General features: G+C 73.5%; 8 protein-coding genes. 4 read left to right on the top strand and 4 right to left on the bottom strand.

The window, feature by feature from the left end:
- Together VR45_RS42870 and VR45_RS32105 are read left to right on the top strand one after the other, a co-directional pair.
- The coding region (locus VR45_RS42870) for a polymorphic toxin-type HINT domain-containing protein (RefSeq protein WP_286163560.1) at nucleotides 1–3,159 on the top strand (3,159 nt) is incomplete at its 5' end.
- A gap of 119 nt (nucleotides 3,160–3,278) precedes the next feature.
- The gene (locus VR45_RS32105; RefSeq protein ID WP_045943401.1) at nucleotides 3,279–3,860 is read left to right on the top strand and encodes a hypothetical protein; all 582 of its coding nucleotides are present in this window, start codon (nucleotides 3,279–3,281) and stop codon (nucleotides 3,858–3,860) included.
- Nucleotides 3,861–4,133: 273 nt separating this feature from the next.
- Here the strand turns inward: VR45_RS32105 and VR45_RS32100 are convergent, their stop codons facing one another.
- Nucleotides 4,134–4,763 (bottom strand): TetR/AcrR family transcriptional regulator C-terminal domain-containing protein, encoded by a 630-nt coding sequence (locus tag VR45_RS32100; protein ID WP_045943400.1) that lies wholly within the window; start codon nucleotides 4,761–4,763, stop codon nucleotides 4,134–4,136.
- Nucleotides 4,764–4,860: 97 nt separating this feature from the next.
- Here VR45_RS32100 and VR45_RS32095 point away from each other — a divergent pair, with 97 nt between their 5' ends.
- Entirely contained in the window at nucleotides 4,861–6,357 is a 1,497-nt protein-coding gene (locus VR45_RS32095; protein WP_045943399.1) for an APC family permease, read from the top strand.
- A gap of 76 nt (nucleotides 6,358–6,433) precedes the next feature.
- Entirely contained in the window at nucleotides 6,434–8,170 is a 1,737-nt protein-coding gene (locus tag VR45_RS32090) for an amidase (RefSeq protein ID WP_045943398.1), read from the top strand.
- Between the two features lie 100 nt (nucleotides 8,171–8,270).
- Here the strand turns inward: VR45_RS32090 and VR45_RS32085 are convergent, their stop codons facing one another.
- The 3 genes from VR45_RS32085 to VR45_RS46140 form a co-directional block, all read right to left on the bottom strand.
- Nucleotides 8,271–8,828, bottom strand: coding sequence for a 3'-5' exonuclease (locus tag VR45_RS32085; RefSeq protein ID WP_045943397.1), 558 nt, complete (start codon nucleotides 8,826–8,828; stop codon nucleotides 8,271–8,273).
- 450 nt (nucleotides 8,829–9,278) lie between these two features.
- Nucleotides 9,279–12,104: a TIM-barrel domain-containing protein gene (locus tag VR45_RS32080; RefSeq protein WP_199926039.1), complete on the bottom strand. Its 2,826-nt coding sequence runs from the start codon at nucleotides 12,102–12,104 to the stop codon at nucleotides 9,279–9,281.
- A 218-nt stretch (nucleotides 12,105–12,322) separates the two neighbouring features.
- Nucleotides 12,323–12,495 (bottom strand): amidohydrolase family protein (locus VR45_RS46140; RefSeq protein ID WP_159394426.1); only part of this gene is annotated, 173 nt, incomplete at its 5' end.

The raw sequence follows: 12,495 nt of genomic DNA, 5'->3' as shown, positions 1-12,495 counted from the left end.
GCCGAGGAGGCGGCGGCGCACGCGGGCGACGCGTCAAGGTGGGCGACCACCACCCAGGCCGCAGCCACTGCGGCCGGGGCCGCCGCCGACACCGCGGCGAACACCGCCGCGCAGGCCCACAAGGTCACCGACATCGCCCGCGCCGCCGACCAGGAACGCCTCGACGCCCAGCAGGCCGTCGAGAGCGCCGCCGCCGAGGAGGCCTCCCGCGCGGCCGACCTCAAGGCCAGGGCGGCCGCGTGGGAGGCCGGCCGGGTCACTCGGCTCGCCGCCGACACCGAACAGCTCGTCAAGGACGCCACCGCGCCCGGCGTCGACCCCGGGGTCGCCGTGCTCAAGGGCCGCCTGGCCGCGCTGCGCCTCCTCGACGCGGGCGGCCCGTGGACCAGGACGGCCGCCCAGGGCGCCCTGGAGGGTGACGCCGCCGCCGTCCGCGACTTCCTCGCCACCGGTCTGACGCTCGCCCGGGACCGCGACGACCGCACCAGCGTCATGGCCATCGCCCGGAGCCCTGGCAAACCGGAGAAACGCCTCGCGGCGGAGACCGCCTCCGTCGGCACACCGGAGGCGGTGCGAGCGTTCCTCGCCACCGGTCAGTACCCCGGCAAGGACGACGACGACCGGGTGCTGCTGGCGCAGATCATGGCGGTGGGCGGGCCGGGTGTGAAGGAGGCCGCCGGGAAGGCCCTGGACGGTACGGTCGCCGATGTCCGGGCGTTCCTGGAGGCCGGTCAGTACCGGGCGCGGGAGGACGACAACCGCGTCCTGGTGGTCCAGGCGCTGGCCACCGGCGGGCCCGAGGTCAGGGCAGCCGCCCAGGCCGTGCTGTCCGGCCCGGCCGACCGGCTCGAACCGTTCCTGCAGAGCGGCCGGCTCGAGGCCCAGGAACGCGACGCGACGACCGCGACCCACGTGGCCACCGTCCAGTCCTACCTGGCCGCCATCGACGGCCGGGTCGCCGAGGCCCGCCGGTACGCGCTGGAGGCCGCCCGGTCCTACGCCCGGTCCTACGCCACCGCACGCGGCGCCGCCGGCGAAGCCGCCGGCTACGCCGACCAGGCGCGCACCAGTGCCACCCAGGCCGCCGACTGGGCGGCGAAGGCCGCGCAGTCGGCCCGGGCCGCCCAGACCTCCGCCGCCCAGGCCGCCACCTACGCCCAGCAGGCCCTGGCCTCCGCGGCCTCCGCCCACGAGGCGGCCGGACGCGCCGGCGCGTCGGCGGCCGTGGCCACCGACAACGCCGCCCAGGCCCGCCAGTACGCGGCGGACGCCAAGACCGCCGCCGACCAGGCGCACGCCTCGGCCGTCGACGCGCAGAAGAGCGCGGACGAGGCGCAGACCGCGGCCGACGACGCCCGGACGGCTGTCTGGATCAAACAGGAGAAGGAGGCCGTCGCCGCCCAGGTCGCGACCGAGACGGCCGGGAACGAGGGCAGCGACGGAACCGGTTCCGACGGCGACGGCCAGGCGTACTACGTCGAGCGGGTGCCCCGGGACGACCTGAAGCCGGGCAAGGTCAAGCAGGACATGTCGAAATGCATGACCGACGACCCGGCGAAAGCCTACGGCGCGCTCAAGTCCCTCTTCGGCGCGAACCACACCTGGTACAAGAACGCCGCCGGGGAGATGGTCTGCAAGGTCAAGGTCACCGCGAAGGTCTCCGGCACGGTCGACAACCTCCTGCGGACCTGCCCCGAGGCCGGCCTCACCGTCGAGGCCTGCAAGGGCCGGTACCAGGCCTGGGACACCATGGTGCTCGGCACCGAGCAGCTGAACGGCGTCCCGTACGAGTCCACGGTCGAGATGACCTACCAGGACTACAAGCTCAAGTACGACCCCCAGGTACTCGCGGGCCGGCTGCTCTGGCACCTACTCACCGGCGACTTCGTCAGGTGCTTCAACAACCCCGGCTTCAACACGGCCTGTGGCTTCGCGCTGGCGACCGTCATGCCCATCGGCACCCTGACCAGGGCCGCCAAGGGCGCCATCGCCTACCGGTACGCCATCCTCGCCGGCATCCGCGTCGACGAGGCCAAGCTCGCCCTCCAGGCGACCCTCAACGGCTACAGCCGGACGGCCGTCGACGCTCTCGACTCGCTGGCCGACAGCATCGCCAGGTTCCGCGCCACCCTGGTGGGAGGCGTCGGCACCGAGGAGGCGCTGTTCGCCATCCGGGCCAACGCCGCCGTCGACCGCGTCGTCGTCCGCCAACTGGAGGCCGAGGCCGCGCTCGCCGCGGATCTCCGCACCCCGTGCGAGTCCAACAGCTTCCCCGCCGGCACCGCCGTCCGGATGGCCGACGGCACGCACCGCCCGATCGAGAGCATCACGGTCGGCGACCGGCTGCTGGCCGCCGACCCGGCCACCGGCAGCACCGGCGCCCAGGCCGTGACCGGGACGTCCGGGCACGACACCGGGCGCCTGATCGAGCTCGACCTCGACGGGGCCGGCCGGGTCACCACCACGCCGGGGCACCGCTTCTACGTGGACGGGTCCGGCTGGCGGGAGGCGTCCGCTCTCGGGACCGGTGACGTCCTCGTTGGCCTGGACGGCGCACGGCACCCGGTGACGGCGCTCCGCGAACGCGGCGGCCCCCTGTCCGAGGCCGTCTACGACCTCACCGTCGACGGACCGCACACCTTCTACGTCCAGGGGCGGCAGGACGGCGGCCAGGACGTCCTCGTCCACAACTGTTACAACCTGCTCGCCGACGAAGCCGCTGACGCAGACGTGCACACGATCAGGGACCATGTGGCCGAGGGGCCCTGGGGGAAGGACGGCGCCGTCGTGGGTGCCTCGGACGCCCGGGCCCGGCTGCTGGCCTTGGCCAAGGACGAGCCCAACGGTGTCTTCACCAGCCTGGAAGTCGCCACCGCGGCCCTGACGAAGGCGCTCCAGAAAGCGAACCCGAGGATGTCCAGATGGCTGAACCCGGCCCGTCGCGAGCCGACATTCCTGCGATTCACGATCGACGTCGAAGTCGAGGTGAACGGCGCCAAGCTCACCAGCCTCGGTACGGTCTACCTCCCGAACGGGCCGAACACGGCTGACGTCATCACGCGGGCCGCCACAACGACGGTCGAGGTCAAGCTGGTCAGGGCCCCTGAGGAGAGCCACGGGGGAAAGAAATGGGTGTGCACCTCGATCTACCCGCTGTGACAGCAACGGCTCCGTGGGGAGGGCCCCACCCCGGCCACGTCGTTCGGCGCGGGTCACCGGCCGTCGGCAGGCGTCGAGAGCGTTCGACCATGATCACGCCAAGCATCTATGCTGGCGCGATGTCCAACAGCACCCCTCCCACCCTGCTCTTCGTCATCGGCCCGGCCGCGGTCGGCAAGATGACGGTGGGCGGATCGATCGCCGAGCGCACGGGTTTCCGGCTCTTCCACAACCATCTGACCATCGAGCCGCTGCTCCGGTTGTTCCCCTACGAGTCACCGCAGTTCCAGCGCCTGAACCACGCCTTCCGCGAGCAGATCCTGGCCGAGGCCGCCGCCTCGGACCTGCCCGGGCTGGTGTTCACCCTGGTCTGGGACTTCGCGGACGCCGAGGACGCCGCGCTGGTCGAGCGGTACGCGGCGCCCTTCCGCGAGCGCGGTGCCCGGGTGCTGTTCCTGGAGCTGAGCGCGGACCAGGACGTGCGGCTGGAACGCAACGCGGGCGAGTCGCGGCTCTCGGAGAAGGCGTCCAAGCGCGACCTCGCGTGGTCCAACGCCAACCTGGTCGACATGGACGCCAGGTTCCGGCTCAACTCCGTCGACGACTTCGCGCACATGCCCGAGGCGCATCTGCTGATCGACAACACCCGCCTGGAGCCGGACGCGGTCGCCGAGCTCGCGGTGGCGCACTTCGGGCTCTGAGCGCCCCGGCGGGGGCGGCCGGGCAGGCCCACCGCCACGGCCGCCAGTGGGCCGGGACGGCCCACAGCACGGGAGGGTGCTTCCGGTCGGGCGTCGGCGCCGGCCGCGAGGGAGCGGGGCGGAGATCGGTCCAGTTCGACTCGACGTACTCCAGGGCCGCGTCGCGGGCGGTCTCCGCGAGGACGGTCGTCCATCCTCCGGGGACCTCACCAACTCCCGCGCGCATCCGGCCCGTTGCGGACCCGTCACCGGAGGTGGAGCCGCCGGGTCCGGCTACCGGGTGCGGAGTTCCACGCCGTCGACCAGGAGGCGCAGCCCCAGCTCGAAGCCCCGGTCGTCCAGCTCCGTCGCGCCGCTGCCGTCGGCGTAGGCGCCGTCGAGGGCGTCCGCGAGTGCCGGGTAGTCGGGCCGGTAGGCGGCCGGCTCGCGGGTGAAGCCGGCGCCGAAGGTCTCCAGGGCGGAGCCGAGGACGAGGAAGTCCAGGGCCGCGGCGACCTCGGCGGCGTCCGCCGGGCCGAGGCCGGCCCGGCCGAGGAGGGCGAGCAGCGCGTCGTAGCCGCGCAGGGCGTTGTCCGCCACGACGCGGCGGCGGGCGAGCAGGGAGACCGCGTTCGGGTGCCGGACGAAGACGGCGCGGTAGCCGCGCGCGTACGCGGCGAGGCCCGAGCGCCAGTCGGCGTCGCTCAGCGGCGCGTGGTCGATCTCGCTGTTGACCAGCTCGGAGACGGTGTCGACCAGGGCGTCCTTGCTCTCGATGTGGTTGTAGAGCGAGGCGGCCTTGACCCCGAGCCGTTCCGCCAGCGCCCGCATGGTGAGGCCGTCGGGGCCCTCCTCGTCCACCACCTGGAGCGCCGCGCGCGCGATCCGCTCGCGGGTCAGCAGTGCCTTGCTCGGTCGGCCCACCGAAAGGTCCCCTCTTCCGCTCTTCGTGTTCGGGAGCTATCGTGCCAGATCAACAGCGGACGCTAACAAAGTTAGTTTTATCTGGAGGGCGCAGCCCGTGGCCGAGAACACCCCGACCGACGACGACCGGCTGGCAGCACTCGGCTACCGGCAGGAGCTGAGACGCAGCCTGAACGTGCTCGGCAACATCTCCATGGGCTTCGCCGTCGTCTCCCCGGTCGTCGGTCTGTACGCGGCCGTGCAGGTCGGCATGGGCGTCGCGGGCGGGGCCTGGGTCTGGGCGCTGCCGCTGTGCCTGCTGGGGCAGTGCCTGGTCGTCGCCGTCTACTCCGAGCTCGCCTCGCAGTGGCCGCTGGCCGGCGGCGCCTACCAGTGGAGCAAGCGCCTGGCCGGTCCGGCCGTCGCCTGGCTGAGCGGCTGGCTGTGGCAGTTCGCCGTGATGTTCGGCAACACCACCGTCGCCTACCTCGCCTCCCCCTGGCTGTTCGCGCTCTTCGGCGCCGTCCCCACGCCCGCCGAGCAGGTGCTCGCCTCGGTCGGCTTCGTGCTCCTCTGCACCCTGGTCAACGCCTACGGCATCAACCTGCTGCGCCGCTTCGTCGGCCTCGGCATCGCCGCCGAGGCGGTCGCCTCCGTCGTGGTCGGCCTCACCCTGCTGCTGTTCTTCCGGGAGCACGGCTTCGGCCTGCTCACCGACATGCTGGACGCACCGAAGGCCCTGGGCATCAGCGACACCGGTGCCGTGCTCGCGGCCGTGGCCGTCGCCGGCTGGGCGTTCATCGGCTTCGACGCCTGCGTGTCGACCGCCGAGGAGACCAAGGACGCCTCGCGGCAGGTGCCCCGGGCCATGTGGTGGTCGCTGCTCGCGGTCGGACTCGTGGTGATCCTCAACGCGGTCGCGGTCGCGCTCGCCCACCCCGCCCCCGCCGAGGTGGTCGCCCGCCAGGACCTCGACCCGGTCACCACCGCCGTCACCCACGCCTTCGGCGGCTGGGCCGACAAGCCCTTCGTCCTGGTCGTCCTGATCAGCTTCACCGCCTGTCTGATGGCCTCCCAGGGCGGCGCCGCCCGCGGCCTCTACTCGCTCGCCCGCGACGAGGTCTTCCCGTTCTCCCGCCAGGTCCGCAAGGTCAACCGGCACCGGGCACCGATCGGCGGCCTGGTCGCCGCCGCGCTGGTCAGCTGCGCCGCGCTGCCGCTGGGGCTGAGCACCTCGGCCATCGGCAGCCTGATCACCTTCGGCGGCGCCGCCACCTTCGTGCCGTTCTTCGTGCTCACCCTCGTCGCCCTGGCCGCGCGCCTGCGCGGCCGCTGGACGCCCGCCGGGGCGGTCCGCTACGGGCGCCTCGGCACCCCGCTGAACCTGCTCGCGGTGCTGTGGACCGGCTTCGAGGTGGTCAACATCTGCTGGCCGCGCGCCGTCCTCTCCCCGGCCGGGGCGCCGTGGTACCAGATCTGGGCGGCACCGCTCGGCGTCGGCACGGTGACCCTCGCCGGCCTCGGCTACCTGCTCGCACGCCGCCCCGACCGGCGGATGGGCGAGGCCGACCGGGACCGCCCGCACACCGCGGAGCTCGCCCCCGCCGCCGTCTAGCCACCGGCTCCCGGCTCCCGGCTCCACCGACCTTTCCAACGCCCTGTTCCACCGAACCACCTTGGAGACGAACCCCATGACCCACCCGTTCGACGTCGTCGAGACCGGTATCGCCGAGCTGCGGACCGCGCTGGAGACGGGCCGGACCACCGCGGTCGGCCTGCTCGACGCCTACCTCGCGCGGATCGAGGCCTACGACCGGCCCGGCACCGCCACCGCGCTCAACTCGCTCGTCGTGATGAACCCGGACGCCCGCGCCGACGCCGAGGCCTCGGACGCCCGCCGCGCCCGCGGCGAGAGCCTCGGCCCGCTCGACGGCATCCCCTACACCGCCAAGGACAGCTACCTCGCCAAGGGCCTGACCGCCGCCGCCGGCTCCCCGGCGTTCGAGCACCTCGTCGCCCAGCGCGACGCCTTCGCGATCGAGCGGCTGCGCGCCGCCGGCGCCGTGCTCATCGGCCTCACCAACATGCCGCCGATGGCGAACGGCGGCATGCAGCGCGGCGTCTACGGGCGCGCCGAGAGCCCCTACAACGCCGACTGGCTGACCAGCGCCTACGGTTCCGGCTCCTCCAACGGCTCGGGCACCGCCACGGCCGCCTCGTTCGGCGCGTTCGGGCTCGGCGAGGAGACCTGGTCCTCCGGCCGGGCGCCCGCCTCGTACAACGCCCTGTGCGCCTACACCCCCAGCCGGGGCGTGATCTCGGTGCGCGGCAACTGGCCGCTCGTCCCGACCATGGACGTCGTCGTCCCGCACACCCGCACCATGGCCGACCTCCTCGAACTGCTCGACGTGGTCGTCGCCGACGACCCGGACACCCGCGGCGACCTGTGGCGGACCCAGCCCTGGGTGCCGATCCCCGCGCCGTCGCAGGTCCGGCCGGACTCCTACCCGCAGCTCGCCCCCGCCGACCCGACGGCGGCCCGGGCAGCGCTCGCCGGCAAGCGCGTCGGCGTGCCCAGGATGTACATCAACGCCGACCCGGACGCCGGGACCAACCCCGAGGGCGGCATCGGCGGCCAGACCGGCGAGCGGATCGACACCCGCGCCTCGGTGATCGCCCTGTGGCAGGAGGCCCGCCGCGACCTGGAGTCCGCCGGCGCCGAGGTCGTCGAGGTCGACTTCCCCGTGGTGACCAACTACGAGTCCGACCGCCCCGGCGCGCCGTCCCTGAAGACCCGCGGGCTGATCGGCCCCGACTTCCTCGACCGCGAGATCCTCGACCTGTCCGCCTGGGCCTGGGACGACTTCCTGCGCGCCAACGCGGACCCCGCCCTCCCGAGCCTCGCCGAGGTCGACGCCGACCACATCTGGCCCAAGCACCAGGGCGAACTGCCGGACCGCTACGCCGGTTTCGACGACACGATCACCGACTACCCGCGCCAGGTGCGCGAGCACCCCTACGCGTCGGTCACCGAGATCCCGCTCCTGGAGCAGGGCCTGCGCGGGCTGGAGGAGACCCGCCGGATCGACCTGGAGCAGTGGATGGACGGACTCGGCCTGGACGCCGTGGTCTTCCCCGCCGTCGCCGACGTGGGCCCGGCCGACATGGACGTGAACGAGGCCTCCGCGGACCTCGGCTGGCGCAACGGTGTGTGGGTCGCCAACGGCAACCTCGTACCGCGCCACCTCGGCATCCCGACCGTGACCGTGCCGATGGGCACCATGGCCGACATCGGCATGCCGGTGGGCCTCACCTTCGCGGGCCGTGCCTACGACGACACCGCCCTGCTCCGCCTCGCCGCCGCCTTCGAGGCCACCGGCGACCGCCGCACCACCCCGCCGCGCACCCCGCGCCTCCCGGCGGCCTGACGGGCCGGGAGCACCGGCCCCGCCCGGCCGTTCACGGCCGGGCGGGACCTCCTCGCGCCGTGTTCGCGCTCCGCCCCTCCGGGTTCGCGAAAACGCCGGCCTACAGCCAGTCGCCGCGGGCCTCCAGATCCAGGACCAGGGCGGCGATGTTCCACGCGTCGTCGTCGCCGCGGTGGTGGCGGCCCTCCAGGGGGAGGCCGGCAACGGTGAGGGCCTGGGCCATGCCCGGCCGTCTGCGCAGGCCGTAGGAGGCGGTGAAGACCACCTTGGCGTTGGTGTGGCGGTGGCTGAAGGGGTACTCCGCGCCCGTCTGCCGACACTGGCGGGTGAACTGGTTGCGGTCGTAGTCGCCCCAGCTGGCCCAGGGGACCGAGCCGGTCCGGTGCAGCGCCGCCAGGGTCCGGCACGCCTCGGTGAAGGAGAGGCCGCCGGCCACCTCGGCCGGGGTCAGCCCGGTCAGCGCGGTGCAGAACGGGCTCACCTCCGACCGGGCCGGGCGCACCAGCAGCCGGTGCTTGGCGAGGCGCTCGCCCGCCCGCAGGTCGACCACGGTGAGTCCGATCTCGATGATCTCGCTCACCTGGCCGGGCGGTGGTTGCCCCTCCCAGCAGGTCGCCTCGACATCGACCACGTTCAGCAGGCTCGCGTTGCCGTCCATGGGGCCGAGCGTAGGGACGGCGGCGGCCTCGGGTCATCCGGTTTTCCGGGCCCGGCAGGCGGGTTCGTGCCAGACGGTGCGGACGACCCTTGCGTCCCGGGTGAGGTGTTCGCTGGACCACGTCCCGCAGCAACCGCCCGCCCGGCGGGGCCGGGCCGGTACCGGGGGCCGCGCGGCGCGGACCGGCACGGCCGAAGCGGGCACGGCGGCGGGGGCGGTCGGACGGCGACGGCGTCGACGCTTGTCCTGAGGTGTCGTCATGCCCGGGGCTCTGCCCATGCCCGACGGGTACCGAACCCGACCTTCACCCGAACGGAGCAGCGGCACCGACGGCGGCAAGCAGGTCCGGCGGCTCCCTCTCCGACCGCGGGGCCCTCGGTGCCCCGCACGCCGCGGGGCACCGAGGGCCCTTCACCGGGGTTCGCCCGGCGCTCGGGTGATGCCCGGGGGTCAGCCGGTGGCGGCTCCCGGTGGCGCCTTGGTGCCGGTGGCCGTGATCTCGGCCGCGCTGGTCCAGGAGCCCCGGCCGCCGGCCTCGCTCAGGACTCGCAGGCGCAGGTAGCGGCCGGACACGGCGGTGAAGGAGGCCTGTTGCGCGGCGGCCGTGTCGGCGAAGGAGCCGGTGGCCACCGGGCTGCCCCAGGCGGTGGTGCTGTCGGAGACGTACACCTCGTACCGGCCGATCCGGCCGTTGACGCCGCCGTCCTGCCGGGGCAGGTAACCGAGGCCGTCGACGGCGTAGCGGGCGCCGAGGTCGATCTGGATCTCGTGCGGCAGCGGGGCGGCGCCGCCCGACCACTTGGTGTGCCAGATCGTCGCGGGGTTGCCGTCGATCGCGTTGGCGGCGGCGCCGTTCTCGCCGGCGGTCTCCTGGCTGTCGGCGGAGACGACCTTCCAGCCGGTCTGCGGGATCGGCGCGGACCTCGTGCCGACCGGGGTCCCGGGCGCCGGGGTGATCCCGGCGGCGGTCACGGTGAACGCCTCGGACCGGCTGCCGGCCTTGATCCACAGCACCCCGGCGCGGTCGGCCGGGTCGTAGTACCAGCCGCTGCCGGCGCTGTCGTAGGCGGCCTTGTTGCCGAGGGCCGGCAGCGGTGCCCCGCCGACCGAGACCGAGGTGGGCGCGGTCGCGCTGTGCACGGTGAACTCGTAGCCGCGCGCGGCGGCCTTCCCGGTGTAACTGCCCTCGGCCGCGCCGACGCTGATGACGGCGTCACCCCGGCCGGCGGCCGGCGCGTGGACGTCCACCCGCTGCCGGGCGTAGGCGCCGTTCTGGTAGGCGCGGGTCACCCCGTCGTCCTCGTAGAGGCTGAAGGTGGAGTCGCCGCGCGGGTGGATGTCGTAGGTCAGGGTGGAGACGGCCTTCTCGCCGGTGTAGTTCATCTGCGGCCACATCGGGACGATCGCGCCCTGGCGGACGAACAGCGGCAGGGTGTCGAGCGGGGCGGCGTAGCCGTCGAGCCAGCCGGGGCCCTGGTAGACCTTGCCGGTCCAGTAGTCGGTCCAGCTGCCGGCCGGCAGGTAGATCCCGTTGCGGACGGCGGTGTCGCTGACGACCGGTGCGACCAGGAAGGAGTCGCCGGCCATGAACTCGCCGGAGGTGGCGTTGCCCCGGGCCACCGGGTCGTCCGGGTACTCCAGCACCAGGGCCCGGGTGGAGGGCACGCCGGTCTCGTTGGCGGTGCGGCCCATGGTGTAGAGGTACGGCATCAGCCGCATCTTGAGCTGCAGGTACTTGCGGTTGATCGAGGCGTACGGTTCGGCGAACCGCCAGGGCTGCTTGTCCTGGTACCCGGCCGAGGGGTTGGTGGCGCCCCAGCCGGACATGGTCATGAACGCCGGGGTGAAGGCCTTCCACTGGAGGTCGCGGACGTAGGTCTGCGGGCTCCCGCCGAAGATCCCGTCGATGTCGCCGGAGGCGTAGTTGAGGCCGGACAGGCCGGCGCCGGCGATCGAGGGGACGTGCCAGCGCATGGCGTCCCAGGTGCCGCTGGTGTCGCCGGTCCAGACGACGGCGTTGCGCTGGGTGCCGGCCCAGCCGTCGACGGTCCAGACGAACCGGCGGGCGTCGGAGTTGTCCTCGATGCCCGCGACGGCCTGCTTCACCCCGTCGAAGGCGTACTTGTAGCCGCTGCCGATCCAGGCGACGTCGGTCTTGACGGCCCGGGAGCCGGCCGTGCCGACCTCGTGCTCGATGCCGGAGAGGCCGGTGGAGGTCCACAGGCCGGTCCGGAAGCCCTTCTCGTTCAGGGCGGCGACGGTGGACGGCAGCTCGGTGTAGCCGCAGCCGTAGCCGTCGTTGGGCAGGATCCAGCCCGAGGGCATGTCGGCGGCGCGGGCGTCGGCGGCGTAGCCGACCACGTCGGGCGTGGTCTGGTGGCGGGCGCGGTTGTGGTCGCCCTGGTAGTCCGGGTTGGAGGCGTTGAAGCAGTCGGCGTTGCCGAGTTCCAGGCCCCAGAGCGGTGCGAGGAAGGGCTTGCCGGAGACGTCGGTGTAGCCGTCGAGCACGTCCTTGAGCGAGCTGCCGGCGAAGTACCAGGCGTCGAAGCGCTTCTCGTCGTGGCTGAGCGCGGTCGGGGCGCGGAAGTCGTAGGAGCCGGGCGCCCAGGTGTTGCGCATGACGCCGTAGCCGTTGGTGGACATGTAGAACGGCGCCGGGCTGGCGTTGGTGCCCTCGGTCCACTTGTTGGAGACCGCGACCGGGACGGTCCGGTCGCGCAGGGCCCACTCGCCGAGGTGCAGGCCGGTGCCGTAGAACTGCTCGTCCGCGGCGCGGCCGAGGTACTGGGTGGTGCGGCCGGCGCTCCAGCTGGTCGGCTGCGACTCGGCCCAGACCAGGGTGGTGTCGTCGGCCCGGTAGAGCGCGAAGGTCAGCGGCTTCTTGTTGATCCGCAGGCTGATGGCGGGGGTGCCGATCCGCCAGTACGCGCCGGCGTCGGTGAGGGTGGCGCCGACCGTGCCGAAGGAGGTGGTGGTCGCGAGGTCGGAGCCGGCCGGGTCGTCGGTGAAGGAGCCGTCCGGGGAGAGCCAGATCCGGAACACGTCGGCGCGGGCGACGACGATCCGGACGGAGGCGGCGCTGGACGTCCGGACGGTGAAGGTGTCACCGGCGCGGGTGACGGAGGTGGCGTTCCCGGCGGTCGCGGCCCGGGCCGGAAGGGCCGGGCCGAGCGCGGTCAGCAGGGCCCCGAGCAGGGTCAGGATCAGGGCGGCGGCCGTCCGGCGGTGGCGGACGGCCCGTGGTCGGCGGGTGGGTGGAGCGGCGGCAGCGCTCACGCTGTCCTCCTGGGGAGGGAGTGAGGGAGGCCCGCGCGGCACTGGGCCGCAGGCCGGGGAGGGCGGTGCCCCGCCATGACAGCAAGGGTCATGACATGTCGTCAAGTGCTTGAACTAAGGCTTGTTCGAGCAATATTGAGCAGCCATTTGCAAGTCGTGAGCAGGATGGGTGGCGGTGGGACGACCGGCGGCGGTGACGGCGACGGCCTCGCCCGAGGTCACCCGGTGGTGATCGGGGCGAAGCGGCCGCCGCCGGTGATCCACTCGCCGCGGCGCATGACGGCGACCAGGTCGTAGCTGGTGGAGTCGACCACGACGAGGTCGGCGAGCTTGCCGGTCTCCAGGGTGCCGACCCGGTCGGCGAGGCCGAGCAGTCGGGCCGGGACGGTGG

Origin of the sequence: Streptomyces sp. NRRL S-495 (assembly GCF_000966955.1) — a bacterium.
In the GTDB taxonomy this organism is placed as follows: Bacteria; Actinomycetota; Actinomycetes; order Streptomycetales; family Streptomycetaceae; genus Kitasatospora; species Kitasatospora purpeofusca.
The sequence above is the reverse complement of the archived record's forward strand: the minus strand, read 5'-3'. Positions and strand labels throughout refer to the sequence as shown.